17 protein-coding genes are annotated in these 19,022 nt (G+C 63.2%); 6 read left to right on the top strand and 11 right to left on the bottom strand.

What is annotated here, in order from left to right:
* Positions 1-54: 54 nt before the first annotated feature.
* The 5 genes from JHX87_RS03720 to JHX87_RS03700 form a co-directional block, all read right to left on the bottom strand.
* Positions 55-885, bottom strand: a complete 831-nt coding sequence (locus JHX87_RS03720) for a metal ABC transporter permease (RefSeq protein WP_271882453.1) — start codon at positions 883-885, stop codon at positions 55-57.
* Positions 882-1,745 carry a metal ABC transporter permease gene (locus JHX87_RS03715; protein ID WP_271882452.1) on the bottom strand — a complete coding sequence of 288 codons (864 nt, stop codon included), beginning with the start codon at positions 1,743-1,745 and terminating at the stop codon, positions 882-884. Before JHX87_RS03715 ends, JHX87_RS03720 begins: the two co-directional genes overlap by 4 nt.
* Positions 1,742-2,650 carry a manganese/iron ABC transporter ATP-binding protein gene (locus JHX87_RS03710; RefSeq protein ID WP_271882450.1) on the bottom strand — a complete coding sequence of 303 codons (909 nt, stop codon included), beginning with the start codon at positions 2,648-2,650 and terminating at the stop codon, positions 1,742-1,744. Before JHX87_RS03710 ends, JHX87_RS03715 begins: the two co-directional genes overlap by 4 nt.
* A gap of 1 nt (position 2,651) precedes the next feature.
* Positions 2,652-3,554, bottom strand: a complete 903-nt coding sequence (locus JHX87_RS03705) for a metal ABC transporter substrate-binding protein (RefSeq protein ID WP_272833830.1) — start codon at positions 3,552-3,554, stop codon at positions 2,652-2,654.
* Between the two features lie 124 nt (positions 3,555-3,678).
* Positions 3,679-5,331 (bottom strand): acyl-CoA synthetase, encoded by a 1,653-nt coding sequence (locus tag JHX87_RS03700; RefSeq protein WP_271882448.1) that lies wholly within the window; start codon positions 5,329-5,331, stop codon positions 3,679-3,681.
* A 174-nt stretch (positions 5,332-5,505) separates the two neighbouring features.
* Between JHX87_RS03700 and selD the strand changes: the two genes are divergently transcribed.
* The gene (gene selD / locus JHX87_RS03695) at positions 5,506-6,561 is read left to right on the top strand and encodes a selenide, water dikinase SelD (RefSeq protein ID WP_271882446.1); all 1,056 of its coding nucleotides are present in this window, start codon (positions 5,506-5,508) and stop codon (positions 6,559-6,561) included.
* A gap of 58 nt (positions 6,562-6,619) precedes the next feature.
* Here the strand turns inward: selD and JHX87_RS03690 are convergent, their stop codons facing one another.
* The 6 genes from JHX87_RS03690 to JHX87_RS03665 form a co-directional block, all read right to left on the bottom strand.
* On the bottom strand, positions 6,620-8,476 hold the full coding sequence (locus JHX87_RS03690) for an ABC transporter ATP-binding protein (RefSeq protein ID WP_271882445.1): 1,857 nt from the start codon (positions 8,474-8,476) through the stop codon (positions 6,620-6,622).
* Entirely contained in the window at positions 8,477-9,502 is a 1,026-nt protein-coding gene (locus tag JHX87_RS03685) for an oligopeptide/dipeptide ABC transporter ATP-binding protein (RefSeq protein WP_271882444.1), read from the bottom strand. It lies immediately after the preceding gene.
* The gene (locus JHX87_RS03680; protein ID WP_271882443.1) at positions 9,499-10,515 is read right to left on the bottom strand and encodes an oligopeptide/dipeptide ABC transporter ATP-binding protein; all 1,017 of its coding nucleotides are present in this window, start codon (positions 10,513-10,515) and stop codon (positions 9,499-9,501) included. The genes JHX87_RS03685 and JHX87_RS03680 overlap by 4 nt, the downstream gene beginning before the upstream one ends.
* Before the next feature lie 2 nt (positions 10,516-10,517).
* Entirely contained in the window at positions 10,518-11,423 is a 906-nt protein-coding gene (locus JHX87_RS03675) for an ABC transporter permease subunit (RefSeq protein WP_272833829.1), read from the bottom strand.
* Between the two features lie 24 nt (positions 11,424-11,447).
* Complete coding sequence (oppB, locus tag JHX87_RS03670) at positions 11,448-12,371, bottom strand: oligopeptide ABC transporter permease OppB (protein WP_271882439.1); 924 nt, start codon at positions 12,369-12,371, stop codon at positions 11,448-11,450.
* 83 nt (positions 12,372-12,454) lie between these two features.
* Positions 12,455-14,059, bottom strand: coding sequence for a peptide ABC transporter substrate-binding protein (locus tag JHX87_RS03665; protein WP_271882438.1), 1,605 nt, complete (start codon positions 14,057-14,059; stop codon positions 12,455-12,457).
* 131 nt (positions 14,060-14,190) lie between these two features.
* On the opposite strand from JHX87_RS03665, the gene cobU reads away from it, so the two are divergent.
* The 5 genes from cobU to JHX87_RS03640 all read left to right on the top strand — a co-directional run bounded on the left by cobU (position 14,191) and on the right by JHX87_RS03640 (position 19,000).
* On the top strand, positions 14,191-14,721 hold the full coding sequence (gene cobU, locus JHX87_RS03660; protein WP_271882437.1) for a bifunctional adenosylcobinamide kinase/adenosylcobinamide-phosphate guanylyltransferase: 531 nt from the start codon (positions 14,191-14,193) through the stop codon (positions 14,719-14,721).
* A complete protein-coding gene (cobT, locus tag JHX87_RS03655; RefSeq protein WP_271882436.1) occupies positions 14,708-15,661 on the top strand; it encodes a nicotinate-nucleotide--dimethylbenzimidazole phosphoribosyltransferase in 954 nt (317 codons plus the stop codon). Before cobU ends, cobT begins: the two co-directional genes overlap by 14 nt.
* Positions 15,654-16,382, top strand: coding sequence for an adenosylcobinamide-GDP ribazoletransferase (cobS, locus tag JHX87_RS03650; RefSeq protein WP_271882435.1), 729 nt, complete (start codon positions 15,654-15,656; stop codon positions 16,380-16,382). The genes cobT and cobS overlap by 8 nt, the downstream gene beginning before the upstream one ends.
* A gap of 108 nt (positions 16,383-16,490) precedes the next feature.
* Positions 16,491-17,126, top strand: coding sequence for a TRAP transporter small permease subunit (locus tag JHX87_RS03645; RefSeq protein WP_271882434.1), 636 nt, complete (start codon positions 16,491-16,493; stop codon positions 17,124-17,126).
* Positions 17,123-19,000, top strand: a complete 1,878-nt coding sequence (locus JHX87_RS03640; RefSeq protein WP_271882433.1) for a TRAP transporter large permease — start codon at positions 17,123-17,125, stop codon at positions 18,998-19,000. Before JHX87_RS03645 ends, JHX87_RS03640 begins: the two co-directional genes overlap by 4 nt.
* Positions 19,001-19,022: the final 22 nt, after the last annotated feature.

Raw genomic sequence — 19,022 nt, 5'->3', positions numbered from 1 at the left:
TGTGCTTGGACCCGTACCTAAGACGAAACGGGCCGGACGACCAGAGGGGGCGGTTCAGCTTTGCGTCGCGCGACGGTTGCGCGCCAGACGCAGCACGAAGACGACGATGAAAATCACCGTCAGCACCAGAATGATGGTCGAGGCCGGCGCGCTGTCCAGAAAGAAGCTGAGATAGGTTCCGCCCAGCATCGACAGCAGGCAGACCGCCACCGACACGGCCAGCATCCAGCCAAAGCTGCGCACCACCAGAAAGGCGATGGCGCCGGGCGCGATCAGCAGGCCCACGGCCAGGATCAGCCCCGTTGCGCTAAGCGTGGCGACGATGGTCAGCGACAAGACTGTCAGCATGCCGTAATGCAGCAACCCGATCCGCAGCCCCGATGCCCGCGCCTGAATCGGATCAAAGGCGAACAGCATCAGATCCTTCCAAGAGATCAGCAGCAGCGCCGAGACGACGACCGAGATCGAGCCTGCCGTCAGCAGATCCTCGGTCCCCACGCCCAGCATATTGCCAAAGAGGATGTGATCCAGATCCACATCGGTCGTGATCGCCGTATATATCACGATGCCCAGTCCGAACATGCCCGAAAAGACGACACCCATCACCGTGTCCTGTTTCAGCCGACTGTTTTCGGACAGAAACCCGGTTGCCACGGCGGTGAACATGCCCGCCAGAAATGCGCCGAAAACCAGCGGGAAATTCAGGATATAGGCCAGCACGACCCCCGGCAGCACCGCATGGCTGACCGCATCGCCCATCAGCGCCCATCCTTTCAGCACCAGAAAGCAGGACAGCAGCGCCGTGGGCACCGCCACCAGCACCGAGATCAGAAAGGCGTTCTGCATGAAGGGGAACTGGAACGGCATCAGCAGGGTCTCGATCATTCCGTGGCTCCTTCACGCAGGGCGGCGGCGGCACGGGCGCGCGCGGCCAGCAGCCCGTATTTCGGGGCAAAGACAAAGACGATCAGGAACAGCAGCGTTTGCAGGCAGACGATGATGCCGCCGGTCGCGCCGTTCAGGAAATAGCTCAGATAGGCGCCCACGAAGCTGGTCACCGTCCCGATCAGCACCGACAGCATGATCAGGCGCGGAAAGCGATCGCACAGCAGATAGGCCGTCGCACCCGGCGTCACGACCATGGCGATGACCAGAAACGCGCCAACCGTCTGCATCGCGGCGACGACGCAGGCCGACAGCAGCACGAAGAACACCGCCTTCAGCCATTGCGGCCTTAACCCGATGGTGCGGGCGTGGCTTTCATCGAAGAAGACCACCATCAGATCCTTCCATTTCAGCAGCAGGATCGTCAGGGACACGAAGCTGATAATGACCAGTTGCAGCGTATCTTCCGGGGTGATCGCCAGGATATTGCCCATCACGATGGTCTGGATCGAGACAGAGACCGGATTGATCGAGATCATGAACAGCCCAAGCCCGAAAAAGGCGCTGAAGATCAGCCCGATCACCACATCGACCTTCAACCCCGAACGATCTGACAGAAACAGCATCGCCGCCGCCGCCAGCCCGCCCGACAGGAAGGCGCCAAGCGCGAAGGGCAGCCCCAGCATATAGGCCCCGGCGACGCCCGGCACGACCGAATGGGACAGCGCATCCCCGATCAGCGACCAGCCCCGCAGCATCAGATAGGCCGACAGAAAGGCGCAGACCCCGCCGACCAAGGCCGAGACCCACATGGCATTGGTCATATAGCCATAGGTGAAGGGTTCCAGCAGCAGGCTCATTCCTCGCGCCTTTCCGGGCTGCGATCCGCCAGATGGGTGCGGTCGCCATATTGCACCAGCGGGCGTTCATCATCGGTCAGGATGGTGATACGACGCGGATCGTCATCGTCATGCAGCGCATCGCCGCCCAGGGTGAAATGCCGCAGCACCCCGCCAAAGGCCTTTTCCAGATTGGCGCGGGTGAAGGTCGTTTCCGTCGGCCCATAGGCCAGCACGGTTCCCTTCACCAGCACCACCCGGTCACAGAATTCGGGCACCGAACCAAGATTATGGGTGGATACCAGCATGACCCGGCCTTCATCGCGCAATTCGCCCAGCAGCCGGATGATCTGTTCCTCGGTCTTCACATCGACGCCGGTAAAGGGTTCGTCCAGCAGGATGACCTGACCGTCCTGTGCCAGCGCGCGGGCCAGAAAGACCCGCTTTTTCTGCCCGCCCGACAGTTCCCCGATCTGGCGGTGGCGGTAATCCAGCATATTGACGCGGCCAAGCGCCTCTTCCACCGCCTTGTGATCCGCGGCCGAGGGGCGGCGCAGCAGCCCCATCTTGCCATAGCGGCCCATCATCACGACATCCTCGACCAGCACCGGAAAGGACCAGTCGACCTCTTCCGCCTGCGGGACATAGGCGACCAGATTGCTGCGCAGCGCCTCGTTCACCGAGCGGCCCAGCAGCCGGATCTGGCCCTTGGCGGTCGGGACAAAGCCCATGATCGCCTTGAACAGCGTCGATTTTCCCGCGCCATTGACGCCCACCAGCGCCGTGACCGTGCCGCGCGGGATTTCAAAGCTGGCATTGCGCAGCGCGGTCATGCCGTTGCGATAGGTGACGGTGACATCATCGGCCATGATGCCGCTGCCTGTATCCTTGTCCGAGGCAGGCCGGGTCAGGGTTTCACGCGCCATCTCAGTCCTCCTGCGCCATGCCGTCGCGCAGCCCATCCGAGATGGTCTGTGCCGTCACCCGCAGCAGGTCCAGATAGGTCGGCACCGGCCCATCGGGTTCCGACAGGCTGTCCACATAAAGCACGCCACCGTAGTAAGAGCCGGTTTCGCGCGCGACCTGTTCGGCGGGGCTGGTATTGACGGTGCTTTCGCAGAAGACGGCGGGAATGTCATTCTGGCGGATGCCGTCGATCACGTTGCGGATCTGTTTCGGCGTGCCCATCTGATCGGCATTGATCGGCCACAGGTAAAGCTCTTTCATCCCGAAATCGCGCGCCAGATAGCTGAATGCCCCTTCGCAGGACACCAGCCATCGCTTTTCTTCCGGGATCTCAAGGATTTCCTGACGCAAGGGTTCTATCGTCTGGCGCAGCTCTTCCTTATAATCCGCCGCATTCCGGGCATAGGTGGCGGCATTGGCGGGATCCGCCTCGGAAAAGGCTCTTTCGATATTGTCGATATAGATCTGGGCGTTTTCCAGACCCATCCAGGCATGCGGGTTGGGTTTGCCCTCATAGCTGCCGCCCGCAATCGCAATCGGTTCGATATTGTCGGTCAGGGTCGCCTCGGGGACATTGCGCAGGTTGGACAGGAACTGTTCGAACCACAGTTCCAGATTCATGCCGTTCCACAGGATCAGATCCGCGCCCTGCGCGCGGACCAGATCGCGCGGCGTTGGCTGATACCCGTGAATTTCAGCGCCGGGCTTGGTGATCGAGACCACATCCGCCACATCCCCCGCCACATTCTGCGCCATATCCGCCAGGACGGTGAAGGTCGTCACGACCTTCAGCCGGTCCTGCGCCTGTGCCGCGCCCGCCGCCAGAAGTGACACCGCCGCCACGCTCCAGAAACCCGACCTCATCTGCGTCATCCTGTCCCCTGCCTCATACTGGTTTGGCAGAATAAATGCGAACCGTTCGCAGAAAGTCAACAGAGATGCGAATAATTCGCAACTAAATGCCGGGTCGCGGATCACATTGCCGAGATCATTGCCCCTGGGCGATCAGGGCTGCCCGTTGGCGCAGCATGAATTTCTGGATTTTCCCGGTCGAAGTCTTGGGCAATTCCTGAAAAACGATCCGGGCCGGCAGCTTGTAGCCCGCCAGCAGGTCGCGGCAATGCGCGATCAGCGCGGCCTCGTCCCCGGGCTGGCCCGCGCGCAGTTCGACAAAGGCGCAGGGCCGTTCGCCCCATTTCGGATCGGGCATGGCAACGACGGCGCAGAGCGCCACGGAAGGGTGGCGATACAGCGCCTCTTCCACCTCGATCGAGGAAATATTCTCGCCGCCAGAGATGATGATATCCTTGGATCTGTCCTTCAGCTGGACATAGCCGTCGGGATGGATCACGCCCAGATCGCCGGAATGGAACCAGCCACCGGCAAAAGCCTGTTCCGTCGCCTGCGGATTTTTCAGATAGCCTTTCATGACGATATTGCCGCGCATCATCACCTCGCCCAGGGTAGTGCCATCGGCGGGCACGGGCTGCATCGTTTCGGGGTCCAGAACCGCAAGATCGGACAGCGAAAGATAGCTGACCCCCTGACGCGCCTTCAGCGCCGCCTGTTCCGAGGCGCTGCGGCTGTCCCAATCGCTGTTCCAGTCATTGACGACACTGGGGCCATAGGTCTCGGTCAGGCCATAGACATGGGTGACGTCGAAACCTTCCTGGGCCATGGCCAGCAGCACCGGTTCCGGCGGCGGGGCCGCGGCGGTGTTGAAATTCACCCGATGGGGCAGGGCGCGTTTCTGATCGGCGGGACAGGACAGCAGCGTGGACATGACGATGGGCGCGCCGCACAGATGGGTGACGCCGTGATCGGCGATTGCCTGATAGATCGCCCCGGCCCGCACCCAGCGAAGGCAGACATGCGTCCCCGCCTGCACAGACAGGGTCCAGGGGTAGCACCAGCCATTGCAGTGAAACATGGGCAGCGTCCACAGATAGACCGGATGCCGACCCATCTGGGCATGGATGGTATTGCTGAGACACATCAGCGCGGCGCCGCGATGGTGATAGACCACGCCCTTGGGATTGCCCGTCGTCCCCGAGGTATAGTTCAGCGTGATCGCATCCCATTCATCCTGCGGCAGGGCATAGGCGAATTCCGGATCGCCGCTGGCCAGAAATTCCGCGAAATCCAGCGTGCCGATGCCCGCGCCCTTTGGCACCGGCGCATCATCGGGATATTCGGGATCGTCGAAATCCACCACGATCGGCCGGTTGTGCGTCATCGCCAGCGCCTCGGCCATGACGGCGGAAAACTCCCGGTCCACGATCACCAGTCCGACCTGGGCATGATCCAGCTGAAAGGCCAGCATGGCCGGATCCAGACGGGTGTTCAGCGACAGCAGCACCGCGCCATTGGCCATCGGCACGCCGTAATGGGCCAGGATCATCGGCGGCGTGTTGGACAGCATCACCGCCACCGTATCGCCGCGCCCGATCCCCTGTCCGTCCAGAGCCGAGGCAAGCCGCCTGCAATCGTCCCACATCTGGCGATAGCTGCACCGAAAGGTGCCGTGGATGATGGCCGGGTGATCAGGATGGACGCGGGCTGCGCGTTCCAGAAACGAGATCGGCGTCATCGGCTGGTGATTTGCGGGCGTCCGCAGCAGCCCGTCCTCATATGCGTTCATCTGCCCTCTTCCCTCTCCGTTCGGCGCCCTGTTTCGTGCCACAGTTGAATGCCGGTCCGTCGCGATTTGCAAGCCAAGCCCGGGCGCGGTCGCATTGCTGCGCCCCGCGCAGATGCTATGTTGGGCGAAAATCGCGCGACTCTGTGAGGGTCGCCCTTGTCGAAAGGTCCGCAGATGGATGATCCCCGCCCCACAGAGCCCCGCCTCACCTCGCTGTCCCATGGCGGCGGATGTGGCTGCAAGATCGCGCCGGGCGTGTTGACCGGGCTGCTGCGCGGCACGAAGATGCTGCCGGTGCCGGATGAGCTGCTGGTCGGGATCGAGACCTCGGACGATGCGGCGGTCTATAAGCTGAACGATCGTCAGGCGCTGGTGGCGACGACGGATTTCTTCATGCCCATTGTCGATGATCCGCGGCATTTCGGACAGATCGCGGCGACCAATGCGATCAGCGATGTCTATGCCATGGGCGCGACGCCGATCATGGCGCTGTCGCTGGTGGGGATGCCGATCAACACGCTGTCGCCCGAGACGATTTCCCGCATTCTGGAGGGCGGGGCGATGGCCTGCCGCGATGCGGGCATTCCGATTGCGGGCGGTCATACCATCGATTCGGTCGAGGCGATCTATGGGCTGGTCGCGCTTGGGATCATCGATCCGGATCACGTGAAGCGCAATGCGGGGGCGAGGCCGGGCGATCTGCTGATCCTGGGCAAGCCGCTGGGCGTCGGCATCATGTCGGCGGCGCTGAAGAAGGGCGCGTTGGACGAGGCCGGTTACGCGCGGATGATCGGCGCGACGACGCGGCTGAACAGTGCGGGGCCGGATCTGGCGCGGCTGGAGGCTGTGCGGGCGATGACGGATGTGACCGGCTTTGGTCTGGCCGGGCATATGCTGGAAATGGCACGCGGATCGGGCTGCGATCTGGTGCTGGACTGGTCCGCCGTCCCCTTGCTGGACGGGGTGCGCGATCTGGCCGGGGCCGGATATGTGACCGGCGCCTCGGGTCGGAACTGGGCCAGCTATGGTGCGGATGTCCAGTTGGGCGAGGGAGTGGGCGATGTGGATCGCGCCATTCTGACCGATCCCCAGACCAGCGGCGGTCTGCTGGTGGCGGTGGCGCCCAAGGCGGCCGGTGAGGCGCTGGCGATTTTTGCCGAGCACGGATTTTCAGAGGCGGCGGTGATCGGGCATGCGGAAGAGGGCGCGGGCCAGCTGCGTCTGCGCTGAGGGGCGAGCGGTCGCGGATTTCGCCTCCGGCGGGGATATTTGGGCACAAAAGATGGGCTTAGCGATAACCCCTTGCCTGGAGTTCGAAGAGGTCGCGGTAGCGGCCCTTTTGGGCCAGAAGCTCGGCATGGGTGCCCTGCGCCTGCACCCTGCCATGTTCCAGCACGAGGATTCGGTCAGCCATGCGGAGGCTGCTGAAACGGTGCGAGATCAGCAGGGCGGTGCGGGCGGAGGAGAGGTCGTGGAAGCGCTGAAACACCTCGAATTCGGCGCGGGCGTCGAGGGCGGCGGTCGGTTCGTCCAGGATCAGGATCTGGGCGTCGCGCATATAGGCGCGGGCGATGGCCAGTTTCTGCCATTCGCCGCCTGAGAGCTCCACCCCGCGGGCGAAGCTGCGGCCCAGCATCTGGTCATAGCCTGCGGGCAGCCTGTCGATCACCGCCTGCGCTGCGGCGCGATCTGCTGCGGCGGTGATGCGCGGGCGGTCATCGCGGGCCGAGATGCGGCCCGTCGCGATATTGTCCGCGGCGCTCATGGCGTAGCGGACGAAGTCCTGAAAGATCACGCCGATGGCGGACCGCAAGGCCTCTGGATCGTAGTCGCGCAGGTCGCGGCCATCCAGGAGGATGCGCCCCTCGGTCGGGTCATAGAGCCGGGTCAGAAGCTTGACGATCGTTGTCTTGCCTGCGCCGTTTTCGCCCACCAGCGCGAGCGTCTCGCCCGCCTGCAGGGTGAAGGACAGGCCCCGCAGCGCCCAGCGGTCGGTGCCCGGGTAGCGGAAGCCGACATTCTCGAAGACCACGCCCTGACGGATCGGGTCGGGGACGGGCAGGGGGGCGGGGCCTGCGGTGATGTGGGGGCGTTCGTGGAAGAACCTGTAGAGATCGTCGAGATAGAGCGCCTGGCCCGCCATATTCGAGAAGGTGGTCAGCAGGCCTTCGATCAGGCCCCGCAGGCGCAGGAAGCTGCCCGACAGGAAAGTCAGATCGCCGAGGCTGAGCGTGCCCGTCAGGGTGCGTCCGATGATCCACAGATAGGCCGCATAATAGCAAAGCGTGCCAAGTGCGGTCAGCAGCGCCATGGCTGTCAGCTGACGCCGCGAAATGGCGCGGTTTTCCCGGTAGAAGCGTTCGGCCAGCAGGCGGTAGCGGTCGCGCAGAAAGCCGTTCAGGCCGAAAATCTTGATCTCTTTGGCGGAATCGGCGCTGCTGGCGATGCGGCGCAGGTAGTCGCGTTCGCGCCGGTCAGAGGCGCGGCGCCAGTTCAGGGCGTAAAGCTGGCTGTTGAAATACATCTCGCCCAGAAAGGCGGGGATCATGGCGATCAGAAGCAGCAGGACCAGCCAGGGATTATAGGCGATCAGGCCGATGCCGAAGCTGATCACCGTGACGCTGTCCTGCAATTGCTGCATCACCTGGCTGAGGATCGGGATCCGCCCCGTTGTCTGCCTGCGTGCGCGGTCCAGACGGTCCTGAAAGGCGGGGTCCTCGAATGTGGCCAGATCCAGGCTGGCGGCATGATCCATCAGCCGCAGCGACAGGAAGATGACCAGCTTTTCCTGCAACATGCTGTCGGTATAGCTGACCAGCCGCCCGATGATGTCCGAGCCAAGCGCCAGCGCCAGTTCGGCCGTGACCAGCCAGATCAGGGGCTGGGCAAGACCGCTGGACCACCAGCCCGTCAGCGAGGTCGGGGCATCGGGCAGGCCGGTCAGGCGGACGACCTCATCAATGATCAGCTTGCCGATCCACAGCATGGCCACCGGCACCAGCGCGCGGATCAGGCGCAGCGCCACCATGATCGCGGTCAGGCCGGGGCTGGCGCGCCAGATCATCGCCAGGAAGGGCGGGATGTTCTTCAGCGCGGACCAGCGTTCGGCATAGGCCCTGGGATCGGCCGTGCCGGGCCTTGCCATTCAGGCGGCCTCGGTGCTGCGGGCCTTGGCGATTTCGGCCTCGGTGAAGGGGCCGGGGAAGTGGCAGGCGGTCTGGTGCGCCTGACCCTGCAGTACCGGCACCTCGGACGCGCAGCGCGCCTGCGCCCGCGGGCAGCGGGTGCGGAAGACGCAGCCCGATGGCGGGTTCGAGGGCGAGGGCAGTTCCCCATGCAGCGGCACCACGCTGGTGGCGGGATCGAAATCCGGGTCCGGCACCGGCACCGCCGACAGCAGCGCCTGCGTATAGGGGTGCTGCGGATCGGCATAAAGATCGGCCGAGGGCGCGATTTCCATTACCTTGCCCAGATACATCACCAGCACCCGGTCGCTGATATGTTTCACCACCGACAGGTCATGGGCGATGAAGATCAGCGACAGGCCCAGTTCCTGCTGCAGCCGGATCAAGAGGTTGATCACCTGCGCCTGGATCGAGACATCCAGAGCCGAGACCGGCTCATCGCAGATGATCAGCTTCGGCTCCACGATCAGCGCGCGGGCGATGCCGATGCGCTGGCACTGACCGCCGCTGAATTCATGCGGATAGCGGTTGATCTGGTTGGAGAGCAGCCCGACCTTTTCCATCATCGCCTTGACGCGGGTCTTGACCTCGGCCCGCGACAGGCCGGGGTGATGGGTGACCAGCGGTTCGGCGATGATCTGGCCCACGGTCATGCGGGGGTTGAGGCTGGCCAGCGGATCCTGAAACACCATCTGGATATCGTTGCGATAGGCCATCATCTGGCCCGGCGACAGGCCGATCAGATCCTTGCCATCGACCCATTCGGCGCTGCCCTGCGCATCGACAAGGCCGATCAGGGCGCGGGCCAGCGTGGATTTCCCGCTGCCGGATTCGCCGACAATGCCAAGCGTCTCACCGGGTTGCAGGGTGAAATCGACACCGTTCACCGCATGCAGAAGCCGGGGTTTGCTCCAGGGCAGAAGCCCGCCGGAGCCCAGCGAAAAGGTGACGCGAAGGTCATGGACGTCAAGAAGCGGTCTGGTCATGGCTGGGCTGCCTCTTCTTCTGCGGGGGTGGCGGTTTCGCGATGCGCCAGAACATCTTCAAGCGGTGCAAAGCAGGCGCGGGACCGGCCGGGGGCGAATTCCTCCAGCTGCGGGCGCTGCTCGGCGCAACGCGGGTGGCGATAGGCGCAGCGCGGCTCGAAGGCGCAGCCGGGCGGCGGGTTCGACATATTGGGCGGCGCGCCGGGAATTGCGGATAACTCGTCATCCTCGTGATCGACGCGAGGGATCGCCGCCAGAAGGCCCTGCGTGTAGGGGTGGGCAGGTTCCTTGAACAAGGGGCCGACATCGCCCATTTCGCGGATCCGGCCGCCATACATCACCGCGACGCGGTCGCAGGATCCGGCAACGACGCCCAGATCATGGGTGATCAGGATCATCGCCATGCCGAATTCGCGCTGAAGATCGGCCAGCAGCGTCATGATCTGCGCCTGCACCGTCACATCCAGCGCCGTGGTCGGCTCATCCGCGATCAGCAGCTTTGGCCGGCACAGCAGCGCCATGGCGATCATCACCCGCTGCCGCATCCCGCCCGAGAACTCATGCGGATAAAGCCGCACCCGCCCCTTGGCATCGGGGATCTTCACGGCATCCAGCATCTGCACCGCCTCGGTCACCGCGTCGCGTTTCGACAGGCCCTTATGCAGGGTCAGCACCTCGGCCATCTGGTCCGAGACGCGCATGTAAGGGTTCAGCGAGGTCATCGGATCCTGAAAGATCATCGCGATCTTTTCGGCCCGGATGCGGTTCAGCAGCTTGGGCGGCGCGTTCAGGATCTCTTGCCCGTCAAAGACGACGCTGCCGGTGGCGCGGCCATTGCGCGCCAGCAGGCCCATCAGCGCGAAGGACAGCTGCGACTTGCCGCTGCCGGATTCGCCGACGATGCCCAGGGGCTCGCCCGCCTCGACCGACAGATCGACATTGTTGACGGCATGAACCTCGCCATCATTGGTCTGGAAGCGGACATTCAGGTCCGTGATCTGCAGCAAAGCCATGATCAGCGCTCCTTCGGGTCCAGCGCGTCGCGCAGCCCGTCACCGACAAAGAAGAAACCGAACAGCGTGATGACAAAGAAAAACAGCGGGAAGGCCAGTTGCCACAACGTGCCGTAATTCATCGTGCCCGCGCCTTCGGAAATCAGCGCGCCCCATGAGGTCAGCGGTTCCTGCACGCCCAGACCCAGAAAGCTGATGAAGCTTTCGGTCAGGATCATCAGCGGCACCAGCAGCGTGGCATAGACCGCGACGACGCCCAGCAGGTTGGGCACGATATGGCGCATGATGATCTTCCAGCTGGAGACGCCGGTGGCGCGGGCGGCCTCGATGAATTCGCGGTTTTTCAGCGACAGCGTCTGGCCGCGCACGATCCGCGACATATCCAGCCATGAAATCAGCCCGATGCCCAGAAACAGCATGGCGATGGACCGGCCGAACATTACCAGCAGCAGGATCAGCACGAACATGTAGGGGATCGACATCAGGATATCGACGGTGCGCATCATCAGCTGATCGACCCGCCCGCCGACATAGCCCGCCGTTGCGCCGTAAAGCGTGCCGACGATCACCGCGATGGCCGCGCCCACGACGCCCACCATCAGGCTGATCTGGGTGCCCTGCACGGTGCGGGCGTAAAGATCGCGGCCCAGATCGTCGGTGCCGAAATAATGGCCGTTTTCGATCGAGGGCTGGCCCATCGTCGCGACCTGACCCATGACGCTGAAATCCAGCTCTTCATTGGACCAGGCGGCGAAGGCATTGCCGAAGATCGCGAACAGCAGCACCAGAATCAGGATCAGCAGCCCGAACATTGCTGCCTTGTTGCGCAGGAACCGCTTGCGCGCATCGGCCCAGGGGCTGCGGCCCTTGACCTCGTGCTCGGTCATGCGATTGGCCAGAGATTCCATTTTATCTTGTTGAATAACCATGGCTTAATACCGGATCTTCGGGTCGATCCACGCATAGAGGATATCGACGGCCAGGTTGAACAGGATGGTCAGCGTGCCGACCAGAATGGTAATGCCCATCATCACCGCGTAATCCCGGTTCAGCGCGCTATCGACAAAGGCCTTGCCGATGCCGCCGGTCGAGAAATACATGTCGATCACCACCGAGCCGGTGATCATCGAGACGAAGACCGGGCCCAGATAGCTGATCACCGGCAGCATGGCGGGCTTCAGCGCGTGGCGCAGGATGACGCGATATTCGGGCATGCCCTTGGCGCGGGCGGTGCGGATATGGTTGCTGCCCAGCACCTCCAGCATCGAGGAGCGCGTGATCCGCGCGATCGAGGCCATGTAGCTGGTCGCCAGCGCGATGATCGGCATGATCCAGAAGCTGGGATCGCTGAAGCTCCAGCCGCCGCCGGGCAGCATGCGCCATGTCAGCGTGAAGAGCAGCACAAGGATCGGCGCCATCACGAAGTTGGGCAGCACCTGCGCCCCGATGGAAATGCCGACCGCCAGATAATCCAGCCAACTGTTGTGCCAGATCGCGGCCACGACGCCCAGGGCGACCCCGAAGACCACCGCCGCGATAAAGGACAGCGTGCCATAGGTCAGCGTCACCGGGAACCCGGATGCGATGATGTCATTCACCGTGCGGTCGGGATAGACGAAGCTGGGTCCGAAATCGAAATGGACCACGATGCCGTAAAGGTAATTCCAGATCTGCTGCCACAGCGGCAGATCCAGTCCGTATTTGGCGTTCAGATTGTCCAGAACCTGCTGCGGAAGTTCCCGTTCCTGCGAGAAGGGGCCACCGGGGGCAAGATGCATCAATATGAAGGAAAAGATAATCAGCAGCAGCAACGTAGGTATCGCCACCGCCAGTCGTCGCAGAATATATGCGAACATCGGCTGTGCCTCCCTGCAGGGACAGACGTCATGTGGTCAGATGCGACGGAAGGACAATCCCTTCCGTCGCGGGATGTGCGGTCTTATTCGGCCACGCGATACATGTCCTTGGCGTACCAGGCCGACATCACGTTCTCCAGCGGGACACCGCGGATATCGGGCTTGATCATCTGCGCCATGGCATAGTGATAGACAGGCGCCATGGGCAGTTCCTGACCCCAGATCTCTTCCGCCTGACGATACAGCACGTTCGGATCTTCGGCCGTGGCGGCCTCGGCCAGCAGCTTGTCATAATCGGCGTTTTCCCATTTCCCCTGATTATACCCGCCCGAGCGGAAATAATCGAGGAAGGTTGACGCTTCGTTGTAATCGCCGCACCAGGCATAGCGCGCGACCTCGAAATCCTGATTGTTCAGGCGGTCGATATGCACTTTCCATTCGTAATTGTTCAGCGTCACATTCACGCCGATGGCCTTCCAGAACTGCTGGACGGCAATGGCCAGCTTCTTGTGATCCTCGGAGGTGTTGTACTGGATCGTCAGGTTCAGCGGATTGTCGGGGCCATAACCGGCCTCGGCCAGCAGTTCCTTGGCCTTTTCCATCCGCTCGGCCTGGCTCCAATCGGCCCAGTCCACCTCGGGGATCTCATAGCCTTCCATGGCCCAATGGGTCCAGTTATAGGCCGGGCGCTGGCCGCCCTGCAGCACCCGGTCCACGATGATGTCGCGGTCGATGGCATAGGACAGCGCCTGGCGCACGCGAAGATCCTTCAGCGCCTCGGGGCCCTTGTCGGACAGGTTGAACAGATAGCCATAGGAACAGGCCCACGGCGCGCTGATCGCCTCATCGGGATATTCGGCCTGCATCTGCGGCAGACGGCCTGCGGGCAGGGTGTTCATCCAGTCGATCTCACCGGCCAGATAGCGGGTCAGGCCGATATTCTGATCGTTGACGGTGATGAATTTCACCTCGTCGAGGATCGTGTTCTCGGCATCCCAGTATTCGTCATTCTTGACGGCCACGGCCTCGACGCCAAGATCGTGGCTTTTCAGCACGTAAGCGCCGTTGCCGACCATCTTGCCCGGCTGGGTCCAGCCATCGCCTTCGGCTTCGACCACGCTTTGCGGCACCGGATAGGTGGTGGAATGCGACAGCGTTTTCAGGAAATAGGGGGTCGGCTTGATCAGCTGAACCTGCAGCGTCTTGTCATCCAGCGCGGTCACGCCCAGCTCTTCCGGGGCCACGTCGCCCTTGATGATCTCTGCGGCATTGGCGATGTTCATCAATTCCATGAACCAGGCATATTCCGAGCCGGTTTCCGGATTGACCGCCCGACGCCAGGCATAGACGAAATCGCCGGCCGTCACCGGTTCGCCATTCGACCATTTCGCGTCGCGCAGGTTGAAGGTATAGGTCAGCCCGTCATCGCTGACCTCCCAGCTTTCGGCGACGCCCGGCACCATGGCGCCGGTCTCATCCTCGTTCAAGAGACCCTCGAACAGCTGACGGATCATGTCAGAATCGGTGCGCGAGGATGTCAGTTGCGGGTCCAGCGATTTGAACGCGTCCAGGATCCAGAAATTCAGCGTCTGATTTTCGGCCAGCGTCTCTCCTTCGCCGGGTTTTGCTGCAAAGGCGGGCATGGCCAATGCGGCAATCAGCGCCGTCGTGGTAAACAGCTTTGTCATTTGTCAACTCCTCCAAGTTGGTGGATGGCACCGCCACCCGTAATGGGCTGCTTAATTAATTAAACGCTCGTTCAGGTAAAGTGGAATTCCAGCTTTTCTTGCCTGACGTGCTGTGGAACAGATTGCAACCAATGCAGCGATTCGGTCATATCACCATGGTTACGGGCGGCGCACGCTCGGGCAAGTCGGCACTGGCTGAACGTCTGGTCAGGCGTCATGGCCAGGCCGCGATCTATATCGCCACCGCACAGGCGGGGGATGCTGAAATGGCCGAAAGAATTGCACGACATCGCCGCAGTCGGGGCGCGGGATGGATCACGGTCGAGGAGCCTGTCGATCTGGCGGGCGCCTTGCGAAAGACCGACGGGCAGGGGGTGCGGCTGGTCGATTGCCTGACGCTGTGGATGTCGAATTGCGAAGGCCGGGCGGATGTGGATCGGCTTTGCCGGGTGCTGCGCGAACAAAACGCGCCGGTTGTGCTGGTTACAAATGAGCTGGGTCAGGGTATCGTGCCCGGCAACCAGATGGCGCGTGCCTTTCGCGACCAGCATGGCTGGATGAATCAGGCCGTGGCACAGATTGCGGATGAGGTCTGGATGGCCGTGTCTGGCATGCCGCTGCGCCTGAAGCCAAGAGGAGACGATCCCGATGAAGCCGTTTGATCACGCCTCGGCCGATGCCGCCAGAGAGCGGCAGGATATCCTGACCAAACCGCCGGGATCATTGGGTCGGCTGGAAGAGCTGGCGATTTTCATGGCCGGCTGGCAGGGGCGCGCCGTTCCCGTCCTGAACCGGGCGCAGGCGGTGGTCTTTGCGGGCAATCACGGCATCGTGGCGCAGGGCGTGAACCCCTTTCCCCAGCAGGTCACCGCGCTGATGGTCGATAACTTCCGCACTGGCGGGGCGGCGATCAATCAGCTTTGCAAGGTGGCCGGGGCGCATCTGTCGGTCGTGCCATTGGATCTTGACCGCCCGACCGGGGATTTCACCCAAGGCCCGGCCATGGCCGAAGCCGAGGTCGCAGCGGCGATGGAAACCGGCGCCTCGGCGGTGGATGCGGATGCGGATGTGCTGCTTCTGGGCGAAATGGGCATCGGCAATTCGACGGTGGCAGCGGTGCAGGCGGCGGCGGTCCTTGGCGGCACGGGGGCCGATTGGGTCGGCCCCGGCACCGGCGCGAACAGCGAAGAGATGGACAATAAGCGCCGCGCCGTGGATGAGGGGCTTGCGCGCCATCAGGGCGGCGGCACGACGGCGGTGCTGTCGGCCTTTGGCGGGCGTGAGCAGGCCGCCATTTGCGGCGCGATCCTGAGGGCGCGAGAGTTGAACCTGCCGGTCATTCTGGACGGGTTCATCTGCACGGCGGCGGCGGCGGTCCTGACGCTGGACAATGCCGAGGCGCTGGAACATTGCCTGATCGGGCATCAAAGCACCGAGCCCGGGCATCGCCGGATGCTGGATGCGCTGAAAATGTCGCCGATCCTGTCGCTGGACATGCGGCTGGGCGAGGGTTCGGGCGCAGCGGTGGCGCTGATGGTGCTGCGCGGCGCGATTGCCTGCCATGCCGATATGGCGACCTTTGCCGAGGCCGGGATTGGCTAGGCTGAACCAGTTTCTGCTGGCGCTGGTCTTTCTGACCCGTCTGCCGCTGGGGCGCCTGCTGCCTGCGACGATTCTGCCCCTGTCGCAAAGCCTCTGGGCCTTTCCGCTGGCCGGGATGCTGATCGGCGCCATCGCCGCGCTGCCCCTGTGGATGATGGGGCCGGGGCTGTTTCCGGCCGCGCTGTCGGTCACGCTGGCGGTGCTGCTGACCGGCGCGCTGCATGAAGACGCGCTGGCCGATTTCACCGATGCGGCGGGCGGGCGCACGCGGGAAGACCGGCTGCGCATTATGCGCGATTCCGCGATCGGCAGCTATGGGGTGATGGCCTTGATTCTGTCCACCGCGCTGCGCATCACGGCCATCTCGCAGCTTACCCCCATGGCTGTGATCGCGGCGGCGGCGGCGGGCCGGGCTGCCATCGTGCTTGTGATGGCCGCCCTGCCTGCCGCACGACAAGAGGGGTTGGGCAAATCAGCGGGCAGGCCGGATGCAGGCAATCTGGCGCTGGCGCTGATTTTCGGGGCCTTTCCGCTGATGCTGCTGGGTTTTCCGGGCTTTCTCGCACTGATTGCCGCTCTGATCGGCACGGGGTGGGTGATCTGGCGCGCCAGTAGCTGGATCGGTGGCCAGACCGGCGATGTGCTGGGCAGCGCCTCGGTCATTGCCGAGGTCGCAGTCCTGTCGGTCCTGGCCACGGTTGCGCAACTGGCCCATAGCTGAAATCCTTGACCGGTCGAGGGGCTTCGCGCATACCCCATGTTGAAAAGGCCGTCATCCGAGAACGGCCGCGACCCGGAAGTGGTCACCGATGAGAGGGAGGAACGACCTATGGGCGGCCTTTTGGCCCTATCGCGCGGCATCGACCGCATGAATACCGTTATCGGCCGCAGCGCTGCCTGGCTGATCCTGCTGGCGGTCATCGTCAGCGCCACCAATGCCGTCGTTCGCAAGGTCTTCAGCATCTCGTCAAATGCCTGGCTTGAACTGCAGTGGTATCTCTATGGCGGGGCGTTCATGCTTGCCGCCGCCTATACGCTGCTGCAAAACGAACATATCCGCATCGACATCATCTACAGCCGCTGGTCGCGGCGCACGCAGATCAAGATCGATATCTTCGGGACCTTGTTCTTTCTGCTGCCCTTTACCGGGCTGATGATCAATCTGGTCTATCACTCGCTGATGATTTCCTATCGCACCGGCGAGGTGTCGATGAATGCGGGCGGGCTGACCATCTGGCCGGCCAAGGCCGTGCTGCTGGCGGGCTTTGTGCTGCTGTTTTTGCAGGGAATTTCCGAACTGATCCGCAATGTCGCGATCCTGAAAGGCATCGTGCCGGATGAACATGCCCATATCTCACCCCATGAGGCCGCGCTGCGCGAGGCCGAGCTGATGATGGGCCATCCGCATGAAGAGCATGCCCACACGCATGACACCGCCACCAAAAAGCACGAGGATCGCGCGTGATCGACTTAATTGCCCACAATCTTGCGCCCATCATGTTCCTGTCGATGGTCGCATTCCTTCTGATCGGCTATCCGATCTCTTTCGCGCTGGCGGCGAACGGTCTGTTGTTCTTTCTGATCGGCGTGTTCCTGACCCCGCTCAGCGATCAGGTCAATGTCGGCTGGAACCTTCTCAGCGCGCTTGGCGACCGGGTCTTTGGCGTGATGCGCAATGACACGCTGCTGGCCATTCCCTTCTTTACCTTCATGGGCATCGTGCTGGAACGATCGCGCATGGCCGAGGATCTGCTGGACACGATCGGGCAGCTTTTCGGGCCTGTCAGGGGCGGTCTGGCCTATGCGGTGGTGCTGGTTGGGGCGCTGCTGGCGGCGACGACGGGCGTGGTGGCGGCCTCGGTCATCTCGATGGGGCTGATCTCATTGCCGATCATGATGCGCTATGGCTATGACCGGAAGCTGGCGACCGGGGTGATCGCGGCCTCGGGGACGCTGGCGCAGATCATCCCGCCATCGCTGGTGCTGATCGTTCTGGCAGACCAGTTGGGGCGTTCGGTCGGCGACATGTACAAGGCCGCGATGATTCCGGCCCTGGCACTGACCGGGATCTATATGGGCTATGTCGCGGTCATGTCGGTCATCCGCCCGCGATCCATGCCTGCCCTGCCGGCCGAGGCGCGTACCCTTGGGCCGGTGGGCTGGTCCATGCCCGCGATGATCGCCCTTGGTGTCGCGGTCTTTCTGCTGGCGAAACAATGGCTGGCGGCCGATTACGGCGATGATGCCGGTATCTGGGCGGCCAGCATCACCATCCTTGCGCTGATGGGCGTCTCGGTTCTGGATCAGATGCTGGGGCTGGGCCTTCTGTCGCGGATGACGCGGCAGGTGATCATGGTGATGATCCCGCCGCTGGCGCTGGTCTTTCTGGTGCTGGGCACGATCTTTCTGGGCATCGCAACCCCGACCGAAGGCGGCGCCATGGGCGCGGTCGGCGCGCTGATCCTTGCCGGGATGAAGCGCCGTCTGAGCCTGAATGTCGTGAATGAGGCGCTGCAGGCGACAGCCCGCCTGTCCTCTTTCGTGATGTTCATCCTGATCGGTGCGACGGTCTTTTCGCTGACCTATTATTCGATCAACGGCCATGTCTGGGTCGAGGAATTGCTGACCGCGCTGCCGGGCGGCGAATATGGCTTCCTGATTGCGGTCTGCGCGATCATCTTCTTTCTGGCCTTCTTCCTCGATTTCTTCGAACTGGCCTTCGTGATCGTGCCGCTGCTGATCCCGGCGGCGAATACGCTGGGCATCGACCTGATCTGGTTCGGGGTCATTCTGGCCGCGACGATGCAGACATCCTTCCTGACGCCGCCGGTGGGTTTTGCGCTGTTCTATCTGCGCTCGGTCGCGCCGCGCGAAAGCTATTCGGATGAGGTCACGGGCAAGGATATGCCTGCGGTCTCGACCGCGGATATCTATCGCGGGGCGGTGCCCTTTGTCGGTCTGCAGGTGCTGATGATCGCGCTGGTGATCCTGTTCCCGCAGATGGTGATGCATTACAAGGGGCCGGTGGTGGACACCTCGAACATCAAGATCGAGATCCCGACAGCCGGCAGCGGCGGTGGCTTTGGCGGGCTGGGCAGTCTTGGCGGCTCTCCCTTCGGGCAACCGGCGGCGCCGGGTGGCGGATCGGGCGGCAGCGGCTTGGGTGGCGGCTTGGGTGGCGGCCTTGGCTCGGGTCTGGGGACGCCCCCCGGCCTTGGCGGTGCAGCGCCCGAAGCCCCGGCAGACACCCCGCCCGAACCCCCGGCAGAATCGCAGCCCGCCGCACCGGGCGGACTTGATCTGGGCGGTCCGCCGCCCGGTCTTGGTGGCAGCAACTGATTGGAAAAGGCCGGGTCCCATC

Source organism: Paracoccus fistulariae, assembly GCF_028553785.1.
Classification (GTDB): Bacteria; Pseudomonadota; Alphaproteobacteria; order Rhodobacterales; family Rhodobacteraceae; genus Paracoccus; species Paracoccus fistulariae.
This window is presented reverse-complemented; position numbering and strand designations above follow the sequence as displayed.

Coding starts and splice junctions, on each gene's coding strand:
- JHX87_RS03720 (WP_271882453.1), bottom strand. CDS start 885: ATGATCGAGACCCTGCTGATGCCGTTCCAGTTCCCCTTCATGCAGAAC.
- JHX87_RS03715 (WP_271882452.1), bottom strand. CDS start 1,745: ATGAGCCTGCTGCTGGAACCCTTCACCTATGGCTATATGACCAATGCC.
- JHX87_RS03710 (WP_271882450.1), bottom strand. CDS start 2,650: ATGGCGCGTGAAACCCTGACCCGGCCTGCCTCGGACAAGGATACAGGC.
- JHX87_RS03705 (WP_272833830.1), bottom strand. CDS start 3,554: ATGAGGTCGGGTTTCTGGAGCGTGGCGGCGGTGTCACTTCTGGCGGCG.
- JHX87_RS03700 (WP_271882448.1), bottom strand. CDS start 5,331: ATGAACGCATATGAGGACGGGCTGCTGCGGACGCCCGCAAATCACCAG.
- selD (WP_271882446.1), top strand. CDS start 5,506: ATGGATGATCCCCGCCCCACAGAGCCCCGCCTCACCTCGCTGTCCCAT.
- JHX87_RS03690 (WP_271882445.1), bottom strand. CDS start 8,476: ATGGCAAGGCCCGGCACGGCCGATCCCAGGGCCTATGCCGAACGCTGG.
- JHX87_RS03685 (WP_271882444.1), bottom strand. CDS start 9,502: ATGACCAGACCGCTTCTTGACGTCCATGACCTTCGCGTCACCTTTTCG.
- JHX87_RS03680 (WP_271882443.1), bottom strand. CDS start 10,515: ATGGCTTTGCTGCAGATCACGGACCTGAATGTCCGCTTCCAGACCAAT.
- JHX87_RS03675 (WP_272833829.1), bottom strand. CDS start 11,423: ATGGAATCTCTGGCCAATCGCATGACCGAGCACGAGGTCAAGGGCCGC.
- oppB (WP_271882439.1), bottom strand. CDS start 12,371: ATGTTCGCATATATTCTGCGACGACTGGCGGTGGCGATACCTACGTTG.
- JHX87_RS03665 (WP_271882438.1), bottom strand. CDS start 14,059: ATGACAAAGCTGTTTACCACGACGGCGCTGATTGCCGCATTGGCCATG.
- cobU (WP_271882437.1), top strand. CDS start 14,191: ATGCAGCGATTCGGTCATATCACCATGGTTACGGGCGGCGCACGCTCG.
- cobT (WP_271882436.1), top strand. CDS start 14,708: ATGAAGCCGTTTGATCACGCCTCGGCCGATGCCGCCAGAGAGCGGCAG.
- JHX87_RS03645 (WP_271882434.1), top strand. CDS start 16,491: ATGGGCGGCCTTTTGGCCCTATCGCGCGGCATCGACCGCATGAATACC.